The organism is Chloroflexota bacterium (assembly GCA_016887485.1).
In the GTDB taxonomy this organism is placed as follows: Bacteria; Chloroflexota; Anaerolineae; order Anaerolineales; family Anaerolineaceae; genus Brevifilum.
This window is the reverse complement of the sequence record CP069394.1, coordinates 627450-646352: the sequence shown is the minus strand read 5'-3', so window position 1 is coordinate 646352 and position 18903 is coordinate 627450. Positions and strand designations below refer to the sequence as shown.

The 18903-nt window shown below is 48.6% G+C and carries 20 protein-coding genes; 12 read left to right on the top strand and 8 right to left on the bottom strand.

Features of this window, described 5'->3' with window-relative positions:
• Nucleotides 1–4: 4 nt before the first annotated feature.
• From JR338_02990 to scpB, 3 genes are all read right to left on the bottom strand, one after another.
• The gene (locus JR338_02990; protein QRN83738.1) at nt 5–727 is read right to left on the bottom strand and encodes an rRNA pseudouridine synthase; all 723 of its coding nucleotides are present in this window, start codon (nt 725–727) and stop codon (nt 5–7) included.
• Between the two features lie 221 nt (nt 728–948).
• On the bottom strand, nt 949–2043 hold the full coding sequence (locus JR338_02985) for a glycerol dehydrogenase (GenBank protein QRN83737.1): 1095 nt from the start codon (nt 2041–2043) through the stop codon (nt 949–951).
• 276 nt (nt 2044–2319) lie between these two features.
• A complete protein-coding gene (scpB, locus tag JR338_02980) occupies nt 2320–2898 on the bottom strand; it encodes an SMC-Scp complex subunit ScpB (GenBank protein ID QRN83736.1) in 579 nt (192 codons plus the stop codon).
• A gap of 132 nt (nt 2899–3030) precedes the next feature.
• Here scpB and JR338_02975 point away from each other — a divergent pair, with 132 nt between their 5' ends.
• From JR338_02975 to rsmD, 3 genes are read left to right on the top strand one after another with little or no spacing between them, the layout of a single operon-like run.
• The gene (locus tag JR338_02975; GenBank protein ID QRN83735.1) at nt 3031–3987 is read left to right on the top strand and encodes an SDR family oxidoreductase; all 957 of its coding nucleotides are present in this window, start codon (nt 3031–3033) and stop codon (nt 3985–3987) included.
• A complete protein-coding gene (locus JR338_02970; protein QRN83734.1) occupies nt 3984–4499 on the top strand; it encodes a GtrA family protein in 516 nt (171 codons plus the stop codon). Before JR338_02975 ends, JR338_02970 begins: the two co-directional genes overlap by 4 nt.
• A 3-nt stretch (nt 4500–4502) precedes the next feature.
• Nucleotides 4503–5063 (top strand): 16S rRNA (guanine(966)-N(2))-methyltransferase RsmD, encoded by a 561-nt coding sequence (gene rsmD / locus JR338_02965; GenBank protein ID QRN83733.1) that lies wholly within the window; start codon nt 4503–4505, stop codon nt 5061–5063.
• Here rsmD and JR338_02960 read toward each other — a convergent pair.
• The 3 genes from JR338_02960 to JR338_02950 all read right to left on the bottom strand — a co-directional run bounded on the left by JR338_02960 (nt 5052) and on the right by JR338_02950 (nt 8157).
• Nucleotides 5052–5552, bottom strand: coding sequence for an NUDIX domain-containing protein (locus tag JR338_02960; GenBank protein QRN83732.1), 501 nt, complete (start codon nt 5550–5552; stop codon nt 5052–5054). The genes rsmD and JR338_02960 overlap by 12 nt on opposite strands.
• Nucleotides 5553–5615: 63 nt before the next feature.
• Nucleotides 5616–6785, bottom strand: coding sequence for a 6-phosphofructokinase (locus JR338_02955; GenBank protein QRN83731.1), 1170 nt, complete (start codon nt 6783–6785; stop codon nt 5616–5618).
• 118 nt (nt 6786–6903) lie between these two features.
• Nucleotides 6904–8157, bottom strand: a complete 1254-nt coding sequence (locus JR338_02950) for a DUF2029 domain-containing protein (protein QRN83730.1) — start codon at nt 8155–8157, stop codon at nt 6904–6906.
• A 236-nt stretch (nt 8158–8393) separates the two neighbouring features.
• Between JR338_02950 and JR338_02945 the strand changes: the two genes are divergently transcribed.
• The 9 genes from JR338_02945 to rpmF all read left to right on the top strand — a co-directional run bounded on the left by JR338_02945 (nt 8394) and on the right by rpmF (nt 16195).
• On the top strand, nt 8394–9365 hold the full coding sequence (locus JR338_02945) for an ATP-binding cassette domain-containing protein (GenBank protein ID QRN83729.1): 972 nt from the start codon (nt 8394–8396) through the stop codon (nt 9363–9365).
• 2 nt (nt 9366–9367) lie between these two features.
• The gene (locus tag JR338_02940) at nt 9368–10102 is read left to right on the top strand and encodes an ABC transporter permease subunit (protein ID QRN83728.1); all 735 of its coding nucleotides are present in this window, start codon (nt 9368–9370) and stop codon (nt 10100–10102) included.
• Nucleotides 10103–11653, top strand: a complete 1551-nt coding sequence (locus JR338_02935) for a GldG family protein (protein QRN83727.1) — start codon at nt 10103–10105, stop codon at nt 11651–11653. It abuts the gene before it with no gap.
• 4 nt (nt 11654–11657) lie between these two features.
• Nucleotides 11658–12236 (top strand): DUF4340 domain-containing protein, encoded by a 579-nt coding sequence (locus JR338_02930; GenBank protein ID QRN83726.1) that lies wholly within the window; start codon nt 11658–11660, stop codon nt 12234–12236.
• A gap of 181 nt (nt 12237–12417) precedes the next feature.
• Nucleotides 12418–13641, top strand: a complete 1224-nt coding sequence (locus tag JR338_02925) for a sigma-70 family RNA polymerase sigma factor (protein ID QRN83725.1) — start codon at nt 12418–12420, stop codon at nt 13639–13641.
• A gap of 147 nt (nt 13642–13788) precedes the next feature.
• Nucleotides 13789–15381, top strand: a complete 1593-nt coding sequence (locus JR338_02920; GenBank protein ID QRN83724.1) for a hypothetical protein — start codon at nt 13789–13791, stop codon at nt 15379–15381.
• Entirely contained in the window at nt 15368–15628 is a 261-nt protein-coding gene (locus tag JR338_02915) for a DUF2007 domain-containing protein (protein QRN83723.1), read from the top strand. The genes JR338_02920 and JR338_02915 overlap by 14 nt, the downstream gene beginning before the upstream one ends.
• A 42-nt stretch (nt 15629–15670) precedes the next feature.
• Nucleotides 15671–15832, top strand: coding sequence for a hypothetical protein (locus JR338_02910; GenBank protein QRN83722.1), 162 nt, complete (start codon nt 15671–15673; stop codon nt 15830–15832).
• 174 nt (nt 15833–16006) lie between these two features.
• A complete protein-coding gene (gene rpmF / locus JR338_02905) occupies nt 16007–16195 on the top strand; it encodes a 50S ribosomal protein L32 (protein QRN83721.1) in 189 nt (62 codons plus the stop codon).
• Between the two features lie 91 nt (nt 16196–16286).
• Here rpmF and hflX read toward each other — a convergent pair whose 3' ends face one another.
• Nucleotides 16287–17663: a GTPase HflX gene (gene hflX, locus JR338_02900; GenBank protein ID QRN83720.1), complete on the bottom strand. Its 1377-nt coding sequence runs from the start codon at nt 17661–17663 to the stop codon at nt 16287–16289.
• Nucleotides 17664–17670: 7 nt separating this feature from the next.
• Nucleotides 17671–18849: an aminotransferase class I/II-fold pyridoxal phosphate-dependent enzyme gene (locus tag JR338_02895; protein QRN83719.1), complete on the bottom strand. Its 1179-nt coding sequence runs from the start codon at nt 18847–18849 to the stop codon at nt 17671–17673.
• Between the last annotated feature and the right edge of the window lie 54 nt (nt 18850–18903).

The window sequence follows — 18903 nt, the reverse complement described above, 5'->3', positions numbered from 1 at the left end:
AGGCCTAGTCCAGATCGGCGTAATCCCTAAGAGCTTTGATCTCATCAGGCTTCAGATAACGGAAATTACCGGGCTGTAACTTACCTAGATCAATAGGCCCGATCCTCACTCGACGGATCTGGCGAACGGGCAAACCAATGCGTGAGCCCATTCGCCGGATCTGTCTGTTTTTACCCTCTCGCAGAACCATTTTGAGCCAGGCCCCATTCTTGGTCATTTTGATCACTTCGATGTCCGAAGGTAAGGTTCGGTAACCATCTTCCAGGACAACCCCGCGCCGCAAGATAGCCAGTTGTTCATCATCCGGCCGGCGTGTGACCCGGACCTCATATTCCTTATCATGTTCATAGCGGGGGTGAGTGAGATGGTTGGCCAGTTCACCATCATTGGTCAACAGCACCAAGCCCTCACTATCAAAATCAAGCCGTCCAACCGGGTAGAGATGCCGCTCATCCTTAACAATGTCAAAGATCGTTGGGCGGGGATCATCCCCCGCGTCCAGCGACAGCATATTCTTCGGTTTATGCAGGGCAATATAAACCTTCTTTTCAGGTTTACCTACAGGTACCCCATCAAGCTTGATCTCATCTGTCGATGGATCCGCTTTGGCGCCTAATTTTATCTTCTTGCCATTGACGGTGACGCGGCCTTCTTCAATCAAGGCTTCACAGCCTCGTCTTGAGCCGTAGCCAGCCCTGGATAATATTTTCTGTACACGTTCTTCCATAATTTTTCTCCGGAGCAGAATTATAACCTGTAAAGCTGATGAAAGGAACAGTTAGAACCTTTTTCCTATTCATCAATTGAGGAGAACGTGGGTATCAAGCCCATTGAACAACGTAAAGAAATTCAGACCTTCTGTTAGCTCGTAAATTTCCCACTAAACGATCAGAAGGTCTGCTTTGGTTAATTTCCGCTAATCCAAACGGTTAGCGAGATGGAATTATCTTAGGCTTGTTTACGACGGCGCCCCTCAACATCAGCTGCCTTGAGGGCAAGGAAGACAGCCTGCGGAGTTACTGGCACAAGTTCGTTATAAATCGTTTCACCTTCTGCACAAGCTTTTTCAGCCGCCAGCATCAAATCAGCATCACTCACATCACCCAGATCAATATCAGCCAAAGTTGTCGGCAGACCAATCGCCTCACAAAAGTCATAGACTTCATCGATGATCGCGGGCTCTTTCTCAGTGAGGAATAAGGATGCCAATGTACCAATGGCAACCTTTTCACCATGGAAAAAGTGATGGGTCGGCGCTAATGCCGTCAGCCCGTTGTGAATGGCGTGCGCTGCAGCTAACCCACCAGATTCAAAACCGAGACCACTGAGTAAGGTGTTGGCTTCGATGATCTTCTCAAGGGCTGAATTGACCACATGATCCTTACAAGCTGCCAGGGCTTCAACGCCATAGGTTTTAAGGGCTTCATAGCATAATTCAGCCAGGGCATAAGCAGTCATGGAGCCGATCCTGCCGGTCATATTCCCGGCATGCTTGATTTGGCATGAACGAGCTTCGAAATAAGTCGCCAGGGCATCGCCCATCCCGCTGACCAGGAAGCGCGCAGGCGCTTGTGCAACAACATGCGAATCCACCAAAACAACGGTCGGATTGCTCGGGAGAACCAGGTAGCGTTTGAATTCACCATCCTGGGTATAGATCACAGCCAGAGCGCTGCAGGGTGCATCTGTAGAGGCAATGGTTGGGACAACAATAACAGGCACTTTCAGCTCATAGGCCGTCGCCTTTGCGGTGTCAAGCGTTTTTCCACCCCCAACACCTACAATCACTTCAAGGTTTGCTGATTTGGCTAGCTCAACCAGGCGGCCAATTTCTTCATCGGAACATTCACCCCCAAAGGTTTCGACTTGTGCTTCTACCTTTTCCTCAACGGCAGGTAGGAACGAACCTAATAGGTTCTCCTTCACATATGGGTCTACTAGTAACATCGTACGTTGACCCAATCGCAGCACCTCATCCCCTAAAAATTGTAGGGCATCATAACCTTGAACATAACGGCCCGGGAAAATTGTTGTGGTAATCATATCTATCTCCGTTCACTAAAACCTTTATTTGTGAAATATTTCACTATCTAACTATATTACTTAATCTCCACAAAAATTCAAGGGCGATTAGGATGTGATTTGTTACATCGCGAATAGGACAAACCTCCCATAGAGGGCATATTATGGTAGCCGTTAAATTGGAGTTAATCTTGGTTTTAACCTGATAGTAAATTTAATAAAAAAAGAAATCCGCCTGATTTTGGTAGATTTCTTTTAATTTCAGTTGTAAGGGGCCTCTATTTATTCGTGATCGTCTTATGTCTTGAGCAGTTCCTGCGGACCGTTTCCCATCTGGTTCTCTTCCAAAGCCTCGAAATCGATGAACGGTAAGGTGTCCAGACTTTCCAGGCCAAAATGCTGGAGGAATTCTGCCGAAGTGCCATAGTAGATGGGCCGTCCAGGAGTTTCAGCCCTGCCCAATTCTTCAATCAGGCCTTTAGCCAGTAAAGTTCGCATCACGCCATCACTGTTCACCCCACGGATGACATCCACTTCCGGCCTTGTGATCGGCTGTTTATAAGCGATGATCGCCAGAGCCTCTAATGCGGCCTGTGAAAGGGTGCTGGTGGCTTCCAGGCCGAGAAAGGCTTCAATGGTCTGGCTCAACTCCGGTGCAGTCATCAACTGCACACGGCTCTTCACCCACATCAAACGAAGGCCATGACCGTGCTCTTTATAATGCGCATCAAGCGCTTTTAGCGTTCTCTCAACCTCAGAGTCGCTCAATTCAAGAGCCTTAGCAATTTGACCAATGCTGATTAACCCGGATGAGACAAATAACAACGCCTCAACTTTTCCGAATGCAGCATTCATTGGTTCCAATTGTTCCGTCATATCCGTTCTATCCTTCAAATGATAAGGTAAGTGATTATACACTATTATAATCGCACCATATTGTCAGGCTGTCTGGTAAAATTGGCAGGTAACATAAATTAGTCAATTCTTTCTTAATTTAGGAGTAAACAAATGCGCATTCTGGTAACAGGCGCAGCTGGGTTCCTTGGTTCCCATCTGACAGACCGTCTCATTGCTGAAGGTCATGATGTCATTGGGATGGATAACCTCATCACAGGCAACGAGGAAAACCTGGCCCACCTCGCGGGAAACCCCCACTTCAGCTTCATCCTCCATGATGTTTCCAATTTCATCTTCGCCCCAGGCAAGATTGACTATGTGCTGCACTTCGCCTCCCCTGCCAGCCCAAACCCCACATCACCCCTGGGCTATCCTAACCTGCCTATCCAAACCATGAAGGCTGGCGCATTGGGAACCCACAACTCCCTGGGTGTGGCTCGCAAGCATGGCGCGAAATTCCTGCTGGCTTCCACCAGTGAAATCTACGGTGACCCCCTTGAGCATCCTCAGAAGGAAACCTATTGGGGCAATGTGGACCCCATCGGCACCCGTTCTGTCTATGACGAAGCCAAACGCTTCGCTGAAGCCCTGACAATGGCTTACCACCGCTTCCACAATATTGACACCCACATCGTCCGCATCTTCAATACCTACGGTCCTCGGATGCGTCTGGATGATGGCCGCGCCATCCCCAATTTCATCCAGCAGGCTCTGCGCAGTGAACCCCTCACGATTTATGGCGACGGCTTGCAGACTCGCAGCTTTTGTTTTGTTGAAGACCTGATCGAAGGCATTTATCGCCTAATGCAATCCGACTTCCATGAGCCGGTCAACATCGGCAATCCAGTGGAAAACTCGATCAAGGAATCCGCTGAACTGGTGAATGAGATCATAGCCAATCCCGCAGGTACCGTTGTGAAAATGGCCGAAAGGCTGGGAAATGATCCTCAACGCCGCCAGCCCGATATCACACGGGCTCGTGAAATCCTGGGATGGGAACCAAAGGTCAGCTTCCGTGAAGGCCTGAACAAGACCATCCCCTATTTCAAGAGAAAAATGGGGCTATGAGTCTATTCACCGATAAACAGGAGCGAATTCGCTTTCTAAAATTCGCTTTTGTAGGGGTCACGGGGACTGTCGTTGATTTTGGCCTGATGAACCTCCTGAGGCTTGTTTTTGATATGCCTCTGATCTGGGCCCAGGCGATCTCCTTTACCGTGGCTGTATTCAACAACTTTCTCTGGAATAGGTTCTGGACCTATCCAGATTCTCGCTCAAAGGCAGCTCATCGCCAGTTGATCCAATTTTTCCTAATCAACGTCGTGGGCATTGCAGTCCGCACACCATTGATCACATGGCTGGATAAGGTCATTCTGGGCATGCTGGATCGCAGCGCGGTCTCTCTGCCCCTTGAGAATTTTGTGATCAGCCAAAACCTGGCCCTGGCCCTTTCCGTGGGTGTCATTATGCTCTGGAATTTCTTCGCCAACCGGTACTGGACCTATTCCGACGTACCCGTCGGAGCAGAGGTGACGAAGACAACTGAAGACCCCACCCAAGCCGCAGGCGAAGGGAAGTAGACTATGCGTGTAATTTCCGGCTATGCCAAAGGTATCACGCTTGCCAGCGTTCCTGGCAAATCCACCCGGCCTATCACGGATCGGGTGAAGGAAGCCCTGTTCAATATCTTGAGTGACAAAGTCCTTGACACCACCTGGCTGGATCTCTTTGGCGGTACCGGTGCGGTGGGCATTGAAGCGCTATCCCGTGATGCTGAATCCGTGGTGTTCATTGAGATCAATTACCAGGCCTATAAAACCATCCTGCAAAATCTAAAAGCGACAGATATGGCGGATTATGCCACGGTCCGCAAAATGGATGCGTTCACGTATCTCAATGGAACACCCGATCAGGCTTTTGACGTGATCTACAATGCCCCACCTCAATATCAGGGAATTTGGCTTAAGACGATGGAAGCTCTGGATGAAAACCCGGGCTGGTTGGCTCAATCAGGCATCATCATTGCCCAAATTCATCCCAAAGAATATCAGGACGACCTAGACTATACGAATTTCGAGGAATTTGACCAGCGGAATTACGGGGATACCCGCCTGGTTTTTTACCGGCGACGATCAATGGAATGACATCACCAATTTGCCGTCATCATAATGATAGTGCCCAATAAACATCGGATCACCGCTGATATGCCTGCTGACCCGCGGCAGCAAGACGGGTAAATCCTCCACCAAGGGCAGCTTATCAATATCTGCCAGGTCAACCCATTCCAATTCGCCTTCATCCGAATGCTTTATCTCACCCCCCAAAAATAGTCCTTTGAAGATAAACAACGCTATGCCATGATGTTGATCCACTTCAACCATCACCTGGCCGCAGAGCCGCAAATCCACCGAATCCAGGCCAGTTTCTTCAAACAACTCTCGCCTGGCTGAAGAAAGGATATCCTCACCCACCTCAACATGCCCCCCAATGCCATTGTAACTGCCTGCCCAGATCTTCTTGTCTTTTGCACCTTGTAATAGCAGCACTTGATTTTCGCTGTTAAACACAAAGATCAGAGAACGCGGGATAACTTGAAATCGATCTTCACGATAACCTTGGTCACTCACAGGCATGTCCAGCTCCTTATGAAAGAAAAAGCCCGTGGAGAAAACTCCACGGGCTGATTGTATCGCATTTTAGGTCAGGAACATGGGCACGCCCAGGAAATCCTTGACTTTCGGTTTGTAATTCTCTTTGTCGTAGTAGGCTTCAACATCAACGATCTTCTTGCCTGCCAGGACCGTTTCAACGGGCACACAGGTGTATTTACCGCCCTGGAGAGCAACCAATTTTCCATATTCACCCTTCTCGAGCAGCTGCATAGCCAGGTTACCATAAGCCATGGCAACCATGCGGTCGAGGGAATCGGGAGCACCAGAGCGCATAATATAGCCGAATTTCTGATACATGATGTGCTGGCCGGTGATTCGTTTAATTTCTTCTGATACCATTTCACCGATACCGCCAAGTTTGCGGTGACCATAGGCATCCATCGGGCCAGTTTCAACAATTTCGCCGCCTTCAATAGTTGCGCCTTCGGAAATGGTCAAAATGGCGTAATTGGAAGGATTGTTGCGCTTATCCTCAAGCAGGAAGTTCGCAAGCTTTTCCATGTTGAAGGGCACTTCAGAGATCACAGCACGATCCACATAGGCCAGGAATGCGCTGATCAAGCTGGTTTCACCCGAGTTGCGGCCGAAAAGCTCAAAAACGCCGATCCGCTCATGAGAGCCAATCGAAGTCCGAAGATTTGTGATGCCTTCAACCGAACGAGTCACAGCAGTGGAAAAACCAATGCAGTAGTCGGTACCGTTCACGTCATTATCCATCGTCTTGGGGATAGCAACGATCGGGAAGCCTTCTTTATTCAAGCGTACACTGTAGCTCAGGGTGTCATCGCCACCAATTGAGACGAGAGCTTCAATCCCGAGATGATCCAGAACCCGCATTACATGGTCGGTATAGTCCATAGTACCGTTTTCATCAACAGGCTTACCCAGATCGGATTCCTTCAGGAAACCAGGGATATCATCAGAACGCACCTTTTGGGGGTTTGTCCGGGAAGTATGCAGGAAAGTTCCGCCAAACCGGTCAATCCGGCGCACATCATTCCGCTGCAGATGGCGAATGTAATAATCATGGGTGGAAGGCTCATCCAGATCATAATTCAACAAGCCGCCCCATCCTCGCCGAATCCCGAAAACTTCGTAATCGGCATCGAGTGCATTCAGGACAACTTCTTTCATTGCCGGGTTCAAACCGGGGACATCACCGCCGCCGGTCAAAACGCCAATTCGTTTTTTCATCGACTCTTCTCCTTCAAATGAATCAAAATAATGGATTCTTTATCACAATGGATTAGTGTAATTATCCGGGCACAAATCCATCAAAGTATAGCATAATTTTTTAACGGTTTCTTTGTAATTAATACCTATTTAAGCTGCTGGAAGGCATAATTGGCGTCTTTACGGCCCACCTGTGCACGGAGGACATGCCAAGTAATACAAAGAGGGGCAGCCCAATAATCAATCCTGTAAAAGGCACTCCACCGGTGAACACACTCGGAACCTCAACTGTAAACCATGGCAGCCCAAAAATCACAAGCAGACTCAGCCAGGAAACAATCCTGCCTAATAAGCGCCAGCGCTCGGACCAATAGCGGAAAACGAGGAACAGCGCTGGGAAGACCAAGATTAATACGTCGGAAGTATTTTCGATCTGGAAAAAGAATACCAGGTTCAATAGCATCAGAAAATGCCAGGTGTAATCTTTCCTTTTTGATCCAAAGGTAGAAAACCATATAGTCAGCAGATAAATGACAAATCCACCATGCAGAATCATGGACAAGTATTTCGAGATACCAGGCAAAATATTGGACAGGGCCATCAGCGGGGTGCGAATCCAGCTAAAGTCCGTGTAGGTCTGTAACATAACTGCCATCCAACTGACGGGCCAGGAGCGCAACACGATCAACGAGACAACCCATAAGAATGCCAACCCCGAAAAGTATGCAATCAGGACGGACCAGCGTTTGTGGAAAAGACTCCAAACTACGAAGATCAGCAAAATAAGAAAAGAAATTTGGATTGACCCAAATGCCAGAGCAAGCAGGAAACCAGCCAAAGTGTCTTTCTCATTGATAATGGCATAAACTGCCGCCAGGATCAACAAAACAATTATGGGCGTCAGGCTTCCCATCAAAACCAACTTTAAAACGGGCAGCCAGGCCGCAACCAGTAAAATGGCCACTATCTTTTCAACCAAATTGGTTTTCCATTGTGACAATTTAAGCATCAGGAAACCGCTGCCCGCCAGGCTGACAGCTAATATCACCACCCAGACCGTCCGAGCAATTTCATACGGCAGCAAGCTCAACGGCAAACTGAAAACGAGGTTGAGGAATGGTGATGTCAGCTCCGCAGACACAGGGAGTTGCCCCATAAAATCCGAGCTATAGAGTGTTGACCTGGCCAATTGAATGACCTGATCGCCATATGGGTTGGTGCCTTCCAAAAGCCAGGCTCGCCCTGCAGCCCAGGGAATCACAAATTGATCCTCATAAGCAAACTGTTTCATCGCCCATAGGCCTAAGAATGCCAGCCCCGTCAGAACCACCAGGATCAGCACTATGACCAGATATTGTGAATAATAAATCTTGCGGTAACGTGTTTTTTCCATAATCTATCCGTGGAGATTCTACCAGTACGGATGAAACTGGTCAATTTACTAGAATACAATCATTTTCAGCTCATTTGTTAATCAATTTTAAATAAGTTTCACTTAAAATTTCAACATTGACCCCCATCCAATCAAGGATCAACGTTTGTGGCTTGACAATGCATGAAAGTCTGTCGTATACATAATGGATGCGGGTATTTTATTTCCTTAATAACTCTATTCATTAGGGAGAATTTATGATTTCAGTTGAAAATTTGACAAAAGATTATGGGTTGCATCGCGCCATAGATCATCTGAACTTCACCGCAGAAAAAGGTGAAGTTCTAGGCTTTCTTGGGCCAAATGGCGCTGGCAAGACAACCACCATGCGGATCCTGACGGGTTACATGCCCCCCACCTCCGGGACAGCAACCATTGACGGATTGGACGTCATAGAGGATTCCCTCAAAGTCCGCCAAAAAGTCGGCTACCTCCCTGAAACTGTCCCATTATATGAAGACATGCGTGTAATGGACTATCTAAAATTCATGGGGCAACTGCACCAGGTGCCGGATATAGATGACCGGGTTGATGAGATTCTGATCCAAGTGGGTATGGAAGAACGGGCTAGCAGTCTGATCAAAAACCTATCCAAAGGGATGCGCCAGCGGATTGGTTTAGGCCAGGCGCTCCTCCACCACCCCGATGTCCTCATCCTCGATGAGCCAACCATTGGCCTGGACCCCAAACAAATCAAAGAGGTGAGGACGGTCATTAAGAATATTGGAAAAGAGCGAACGGTTATGCTTTCTACCCATATCCTTTCTGAAGCGCAGCAGATTTGTGACCGGGTCATCATCATCAACAAAGGTCGAATCGTAGCTGAAGATGCACCGGAGAACCTGCAGGACCGGATATCCTCCCTGCGTTCTGTTTATGTCCGCGTAAAGGAGAATACAGATAAAGCTGCTTCACTGATCCGTGACTTCCCCGGTATTTTGAGTGTTAAAGTCTCCGATGAGGGCCGAATTCAATTTGAAAACGCCAGGGACCTGGATCCTCGGGCGCAGGTTGCCAAATTGTTGGTTGATGGCGGCTTTGATCTGCTGGAACTCACACCTGAGAAAGTCAATCTTGAAGATATATTCCTGAAATTGACCCGGGATGGGTTCGGCGAAGGGCAATCCCCTGTCTCACAAGACACAGCCGTAAATGAAAGTGAGGCGTAATCATGCGCAACATTTGGACCATTGCTAAAAAAGAATACGCCAGTTTCTTCCACAGCCCGATCGCCTATGTCGTTGGCTTTGTAGTTTTCCTGGTGATGGGCATCTACTTCACCTATAGCATTAACTATGGCATTACGAACAACTATGTCCCTGAATACACCTATATTCTGGATATCCTGATCTTCCCCCTTATCTTCCTGGCTATCCCGGTTTTGACCATGAAGACCCTTTCAGAAGAGAATAAATCCGGCACCCTTGAATTACTATTGACGGCACCTGTCCGGGACTACGAACTGGTGGTTGGCAAATGGCTGGGAACCTTTTTGTTCTTCCTGTCCCTTATCTTGCTCACCTGGTTCTTCCCTCTGGTGCTCAACTTCATGGTAGATCCAGGCATTGACCAATCGCGGATTCTTGCAAACTACATCGGCATCACATTGATGGCTTCTGCGATGACCGCTATCGGCGTCTATATCTCTTCCTTGTTCAAGAACACCATCGCAGCCCTGGTGGCCTCACTGGGTGCACTGCTGCTCCTATGGCTGATTGCCGCGCCTTCTCAATTCATGACCGGAGCAGCTGCTGAAATTTTCACCAATCTCAGTATCACCCAGCATTATTACAACAGCTTCAGATCGGGCATGATTGACCTGCTGGATATCTCCTATTTTGTCAGCCTGACTGTTCTAGGATTATTCCTTGGCACCCGTTCCATCGAATCAAAAAGGTGGCGCTAAATGTTCAACAATATCAAAAAATACGCTCCTATTGGTCTTGTCATAGGATTAATCGCGGCAGCGGCTGCCCTCATCATGCGGATTTCCGCAGGGCAATTTACCCTGACAATCAAGATCCTGATCGGAGTTGCCGTTTTGGGCATGGTACTTTTCGTAGCACTTGACCCACAATCGATCCTGGTTTCTTTCAAGACCCGCCAGGCAAAATATGGCGGCAATGCGGCCATTATGACCCTGGCCGTTATCGGGATTCTCATCGTTGTTAACCTGTTCATCTATAACAACAATGTATCCTGGGACCTCACAGAGGACAAAGAAAACACCCTCACTGAAGAAACCTTGGATATCCTAAGCAATCTTGAGACCCCAGTATATGCCCAGGCTTTCTATAGCTCCGAATTGGATACAACCTCAGTGGACTCCGTATTAAATAATTTTAAACGCAATTCAAACAGCATGTTTGATTACGTATTCATTGACCCCTATCAGGACCCGGTCCTGGCTAATCAGGCAGGGATCACCAAAGACGGCACAACGGTCCTGACTGCAAATGAGACGACCGAACAACTAACCTATCTCTCCGAAGAGAACCTGCTGAACAACATTATCAAGCTGCAAAACCCCGAAACAACCATTATCTATGTTCTGACCGGCCACGGCGAGGATGATTTCTTCACTGCCGGTGATTTCTCAATGACCTATCTGGCAAAGGCGCTCAACGCCAAGAACTATGTGATCGAACCTCTAAACCTGGTCAGCACGCAGCAAGTACCTGATGACGCTCAGGCTCTCATCATTGCCGCCCCTCAAATTATGCTTGAGGATTCCGAAGTTGAGATGATTGCTGATTACGTTGACAATGGTGGTTCCCTTATCCTCTTCTCAGAGCCGCCTTTCCTGACCCAGGTCGATCTCACCCAGGAAGATCCTCTTTGGACTTACCTCCGGGATTCTTGGGGGGTTGTCATGTCAGATAATCTGGTAATTGATCTCTCTGTCGAAACAGTTGAATACGCCATCGCCGACCAGGAAAATTTTTCCGATCATCCCATTACGCAAAGCAGTGCAGGTTATATCACCTTCTTCCCCACATCTCACTCAGTGGACGCGGAAGCTGTGACCGGTGTCACCGCAACCGAACTGTTCCAAACCTACAGCCAATCTTGGGCTGAAACGGACATTGAAGGCATCCTGAATGGTGAAGTGGCCTTTGATGAGGGATCAGATACACTTGGGCCAATCAACCTGGCGGTTGCACTGGAGAACACCTCCACCGGCGCTCGGGTCGTCGTCGTTGGTGATTCGGATTTTGCCTCGGATGCCTATATTTACTCCTACGGCAACCTTGATTTGACAGTCAGCATTGTGGATTGGGCCGCAGCTAACGAAAACCTGATCAACCTGACCACACCCGAAACAACTACCCGTATCCTGGTTCCCCCCACTAAAGCAGTTCAAATTGTGATCGTTCTGGTTGGCCTGGTAGGCTTACCCCTGCTCATCGCAGTCACCGGGATCGTCATAGGTATCAGAAGAAAGCGCAACGGATGAAACTATGAAGAAATCTACCTGGCTTGCCTTAGGGGTTTTCGCCCTTGTTCTGATCGCATTCTTCGCTGTCCAAAATATCGAGTCGGCACCGGTTGAGCCAACGGTGCCGACCGACACACCAGCACTTCAGGTGTTGGATGACCAGGATATCACTGAAATTGACTACGAAGATATGCAGGATGTCACAATTGTCTTTAAGCAGGTTGAACCCCTGACTTGGACATCTCCCACCGACCCGGAAGCGCAAATTACGGCCGGCTATATCGAGCAGTTGCTATCGTATTTCTCAGGTTTGAATATCATCAGCACGCTTCCTGCTGATACACCCCTGGAAGATGTCGGTCTGGACGCTCCACTGTATACGATTACCTTCGTGATGGAAGACGGCTCCACCTATAAACTTGATGTCGGCGGCCCAACCCCAATGAGAGATGGATATTACACCTGGATTGATGAAAGCGAGATCGTTGTGCTGCCTGTTTCCAACATAGAATACATCCCGACAATCATGTACATCATCATGACTCCACCCAAGGCAACCCCTGATCCGGATGCCTCAACCACCGTCACGCCAACCCCCTGAAAATTATGACTAATATCCTGATTAATTAGGAGAATTCCTCGCAGGTTGTTGATTTTTTCTATAAAAAAGAGTATTCTCAAATCTACGGTGACAACAAACCCCTTGTAATAGCAAGCATATGCCTATTGCATCCATTTAGGGCCTGTTCAATGTTGCTGGTCCTTAAATCTAGAAGGATCCTATGGGTACAAAGACTAAGAATAACTCTAAATCCACCGGCGGTCGGAAATATTCTCCCATCGCCCGTCTCATTCAACTTGGACGTAAAAAATCATTTGTAACAATCAACGATATTCTTGAGTTCTTTCCAGATGCCGAACAGGACGTGGAACAACTCGAAGAGGCTTTTTCCGCTTTAATTAGTGCTGGTATCCCCTATATTGAGGATGCAGACCTTCTTGTCGATCCTTCAGATGAAGAATTGAAGCAAGAAGAGCAGGAAGGTGAAGAAGAAGAGGAACAAGAGGAAAAACCGGCCGATGATCTGGCGAATATCGATACAGATGATACGATTGGCCTTTACCTAAAAGAGGTCAGCCGAGTCCCCCTCCTGACAGCTACCGAGGAAGTTGAGCTTGCTCAGCGGATCGAAAGCGGTCGGATGGCTCGGGAAGAATTGGCCCGCGGCAACGTCTCCAATCGGCGCCGGATCGAATTACGCCGTCTGATCGAAGATGGCTGGTCCGCCAGGGAACATCTGATCACAGCTAACTCACGGCTGGTGATCTCCGTTGCCAAGAAATACATGGGACGCGGCGTTCCTTTCCTCGATCTGATCCAGGAAGGTAATATCGGCCTTATCCGGGCGACCAAGAAGTTCGAATATCGCCGGGGCCATAAATTCAGCACTTATGCCACCTGGTGGATTCGCCAGGCTGTCACCCGCGCCATCGCTGACCAGGGCCGCACTATTCGCGTCCCCGTCCATATGGGTGACCAAATTAATAAACTACTCCGCATTCAACATCAGTTGACCCAGCGCTTAGGCCGGGAACCTACTGTTGAAGAGCTGGCCGAGACCCTCGAAGTGCCGCCCAAAAAGGTTGAGAACATGATCCAGGTTGCCCGACGGCCACTCTCCCTCGAAACGCCAACGGATGACGAGGAAGATTCAATGTTGGGAGATTTCATCGAAGACGACGAAGCTCCACCACCAGATGACATGGCCACCTACAACCTGCTCAAAGAGCATCTCGGCACTGTCCTGGATTCACTGCCACCCCGGGAAGTCCGCATCCTCCAGCTGCGTTATGGTCTCCTTGATGGCCAGGCCTACACCTTGGAGGAAGTTGGGCGAAAAATGGGCGTAACACGGGAACGTGTTCGCCAAATTGAAGCTCAGGCCCTCAGTCGATTGCGCCATCCATCCATTAAACGGCGCTTGAGGGACTATCTGGGAGAGTAATTCACATCAAAATAACGTCAAATCAGCCGTCTTAGGTGCTCTAAGGCGGCTTTTTATTCGCTATCTTGACCCAAACCTCAAACCAGCGTATTATTGGTTTTAGTGGTATGGGGCTGGATGTCAATATTTTAAGGTGTATGGACCAAAATGGATCAAAATTTAAATTCACAATCCATGGAACAACAATCGGATAATCACGGCAACGCTGACAAGAAGCGAATTGACAGCATTCCGCTTTGGCTTCAAGGCATCTCTGAGAATGCCGCCGCTTCACAGGAACCTGATGAAGGGGAATGGCAAAAAGAGCAGGCTTTTGTCGCCAACCAGGAGACAGGCCCAACACCAATTGATATTTCCGATATTGATTTAACTGAAGAGATCTATGCTGAAGCTGAGATTTTTAGCTCCGAAGCTTTGGAAGAAAAGGAAATCCCTTTACCTAACTGGATCGAAGAATCAGAAGAGATCGCCGATGAGGAACAGACGGTCAATATCACCCTGAAGCAACAAGAAGAACCCCTTGAAAAGTTTGAAGAGATAACCGAAGAAGTTACTGTAGAACAAACCCCTGAACCAGAAATGGTTGAACCGGTTGAGATGGAAATTTCCGAACCGGTCTCTCAGGACAGCGGGAGCAACTCCGAGCCGGCCCCCTGGGAAGGCTTTGAAACCATTCAGATGGATGAAGTTGCTGTCATCGAAGAAAGTGACCCGGAAGAGATCATAGAGGATTCGGAGGAGATCCCCGATTGGCTTCGTGACATGATCGCAGCGGATGAGAAACACCAAGAGGAAGCAGAAACGCCGCAACCCTCATGGGAATCCGATGAGCCCACTCAGCCAGTTGTTGTCTCCTCACAAGAACCTGCAATAGTCGAAGAGACTACCTCTCTCCCAGAAGTAGAACCGATAATCGAGGCTTCCGCGGTCGAAGAAGAGGTTGAAGAAAAGGAAGAACCAAGACCAGCGTTTTTCAACCGCCCAGCCGTTATGCCAACGGCAAGGCTAGGCCGATTGACAGGAGAAATGCCCCAAGAGGAATCTGCCCCAGAACCGACTGAAGAACCGGAAGAAGTTGTGGAGACTGAAACACTCAACCTAGATGAAATCGATATTGATCTTATCCGAGATTCTGATGGTGATTTCGAAGGCTCCGGGTTCCAACCCATCCAATTTGACCCGCCGGTGATAGACGATCAGCCAAGCAAAGAACCATCTATTGAAGATGCAGCGGTTGAAATTGAGCCTGATATATCTGAGGAAATCGCACCAGAGGTCATTGAGACTGAAGTAAATCAACCAGATCAAGAAGTACCTGGAGATCAACCTGAGTACGTCCTCGAAGATTGGGGCACCCCCAGCGAGCCTGAGATGATGGAACCTAAATCATTTGAAGGATTTGAGCCTGTCGCCCAGGAGCCTGAGCTTGAACAACACGCTGAGATCAATGAAAATATTCCCTCTTCCCTAATCCAGGCTAAACAAATCCTTGAACAAGGTGAAGTTAACGAAGCCCTGGATATTATCAAATCTTATATCAGCCATTCTCAGTATCTCAACGAGATCAAGGATTGGCTGCTAAAGGCAAACAATAGATTTGAGAAGAACAAATCCGGATTATGGGAAGCGTTAGGAGATATCTCATCCCACCAGGGTGACTATTCCAACGCGCTAATTGCCTATGCGAAAGCGATTGATTATTTAGAGTTATCGAGGAAAAGTCACAATGAACTTGGTTAAAGTTTATACAACTGCCGGAGATCTGGAAGCGGAATTTATTAAAGGTTTTCTCCATGGGCAGGGCATTGAAGCCGTCATCTCCCAGGAAAGCGTCGCCAAAACACTTGGCCTGACTGTTGGGCGATTGGGAGAAGTGAAAGTCCTAGTTCCGGAAGAACAAGCGGAAGAAGCCCTCACCTTGCTAAAAGCCATGGACGCGGGTGAATTTGAAGATTCGGAATATCCGGAAGAACCCAACGATGAATAATTAAGGTATGGGGAATCGTTCAATTACATCGAAGTCTATCAGGTGAAGCCCGGTGAAATTGTTGATTTAATTATCAATTTTCTGGAAGCACGCGGCATTGATTGCGAAGTTGTGAGGGACCGTGAGGTGCCAAAGCTCAGTGCGACTCAGATCATGGTGCCGAAAGCCCATAATGAAGAAGCCAAAGAATTGATGCATCAATAGGAAATTGGTGGTTTTGAGAATACCGAACACCCGGAAAGCAGCCTGTATCCGGATAAAAATGAACTGGGTGAGACCGGCGATCTGGATGGTTATTTCACTTGACGTGAATATGCGATAACGGTATAATCTTCTGGCTCAAAATGGCATAATCGAGAAATTTTTAAGGAGTGTAAGATGACACCTCTTCCAAAACGTAAAGTCTCACCAGGTCGCCGAGATCGCCGTCGGGCCCACGATGCCCTCAAGGCGCGCAATGTTGTGGTTTGCCCCAACTGCGGTGAACCCCGTCTGCCCCATCGTGTCTGCCCCAATTGCGGACACTATCAGGGTCGTGAAGTCGTCGAAGTAGAATCAAACGACTAAGAGAATTAACCCTATCTTTGGAATAAAAATCGGGAACCGATCAGGTTCCCGTTTTTTATTGTCCAATTTTTCAATTCAGAGGCTTTAGCGGTTACTCCCCAATTTCATCCTCAAATAAACCATCTTCCTCATCTTCAATCAACGCAAGAGGTGTCAGGGAATAATTCGCATAAAGATGGATTAATCGCCTGGGAAGCGATCCGGACATCTTCGCGCCTTTTTCTTCATGCTCTACTGACCGCACCTGCCCCTTTTCATGGAAAAGGGAGATCAATTTCCCTTCGCTATACGGAATCAGGACTTCCAGCTCAATATAGGTCTCATAAAGAGCATCTTCAATCGCAACCAGCAGCTCATCCAGGCCAACCCCAGAAATAGCGGAAATGGGATAAGTATGCGGGAAGGAATCCAGGGTCTCAATTGCGGTGTCAGGATCTTTCAGGAGGTCCACCTTATTAAAGGCAGTGATCACAGGGATATCCCCAGCGCCAATATCTACCAGGGTCTCCTGCACGGATTTTGCCTGGGCACTCGCATTGGGATGAGTAATATCCACCACATGCAGCAGGACATCCGCTTCGGTGATCTCCTCCAGAGTGGCTCTAAATGCAGCGACCAATTCGGTCGGCAGCTTTTGGATAAAGCCAACTGTATCCGTAAAGAGCAATCCCTGACCACCGGCGAGTTCCACCCGCCGTGTGGTTGGGTCCAGGGTAGCAAACAATTGATCGGCAACATAAACATCCGATTTGGATAACTTGTTGAGCAAGGTAGACTTACCAGCGTTGGTATACCCTACCAGCGCTACAACCGGGATCCTGGTCTTCTTCCGGCGTTCACGATGCCGCATACGATGTTCCCGAACCTTTTCCAACTCATTTTTCAGGTATTCAATTCGGTTAGTGATCAAACGGCGGTCCACCTCCAACTGGGTTTCACCAGGGCCGCGCAAACCCACACCACCAACACCCCCTGCTCTCCCACCGCCACCACCTGCCTGCCGCGCCAGGTGGGTCCAGGCTCGGGTCAACCGTGGCAGCCGATATTCATACTGCGCCAGCTCAACCTGTAACCGGCCTTCGCTGGTTTCAGCGTGCTGGGCGAAGATATCCAGGATCAGTGCCGTTCGGTCAATCACCCGCACTGATTCTCCAAATGCAATCTCCAGCTCACGCTGGTGACGGGGAGAAAGTTCATTATCAAAAATGACCATATCCGCGTCAAGCTCACCGGCCAGGATTTTGACTTCTTCCACCTTGCCCTTGCCGATGAAGGTCTTGGAATTGGGGGTATCAAGGTTCTGGGTTTCAACCCCCACAACCTCCACACCTGCAGTATCAGCGAGCAATTCCAATTCTTGCAACGAGTCCTCAAGTGATAACAAATCATCACTGCGGCGTAAGTTCACGCCAACCAGTAAAGCCTTTTCCTTGGGGTTTTCCGTATCCAGCATAGTTAGCTTGGACATATAAGACTTATTTTTCCTTTTCCATCCAGATCCGCATCCGGGTCATCGCTTCAGTAAGTTTTTCAATCGCCGTGACCAATGAGATCCGAATATAACCTGCTCCTGATGGGCCATAAACCTCACCAGGCGTGACGCTCACACCTGATTCACGCAGGAGCTTGTCACAAAATACAACACTGTCTTCCCAGACTTCTGGTAATTTCGCCCAAACATATATTGAAGCTTTGGGAACCTCTAGTGTAAAACCGAGGTCCAGCAGCGTTGAGACAACCACATCCCGCCGGTCCTGATAAACCTTGTTCCGGGTTTCAAGCCAGGACTTGTCGCCCAATAATGCTGCTTCCGCCGCCATCATCACGGGGAGAAATAGTGACGAATCTTGTTGGCTCTTATAAACCCGTAGCAAACGGATAATCTCCGGGTTTCCCATGGCCATTCCCACCCGCCAACCGGCCATGTTATAGGTCTTGGAGAGTGAGTTAAATTCCACAGCCACTTCCTTAGCGCCGGGCACCTGAAGGATACTGGGGGCCTTATAGTTATCAAAACAAATATCCACATAAGGTGCATCGTGCGCAATAACGATTTGATGCTTCCTGGCGAATGCCACAACTTTTTCGAAGAAGGCATAAGGCGCTACCGCCCCAGTGGGGTTGTTCGGGTAATTCAGCCACATCAATTTCGCCCGGTCTGCCACCTCATCCGGAATGGCATCCAGATCCGGGAGGAAATCATTTTCCGCCAGCAGAGGCATATCGTAGGTGTCGGCTTGGGCAATGGTCGCGCCCACAGCATAAACCGGGTAACAGGGATCGGGCAGCAAGACCAAATCGCCTGGGTTGATCAGGACCTGGCTAAGGTTGAAAATACCTTCTTTTGATCCAATCAGGCCGAGAACTTCCTTATCCACGTCCAATTCAAGATCAAAGCGATCTAGGTAGTAGGAAGCGAACGCCGCCCTAAGCGCAGGTGAACCGCCTGAAGGGCCGTAACCGTGCACATCCGAGCGACGAACAGCCTCTACCAGGGAATCGATGATGAATTCCTGAGGGGGCATGTCCGGTGAGCCAATATCCAGGCGGATGATCTGCATACCGCTCTGGCGCAGCTCAGCAAAGGTTTTTTCCAGTCCAGCGAAAAAGTAAGGTTTGATTTGTGAGATTCTGTTTGCAGGTGAGATTTTCATTTAAAAGAATATCCTCATTAAAATTGTGTAGTGAAGGATATTATAAGCCATCCC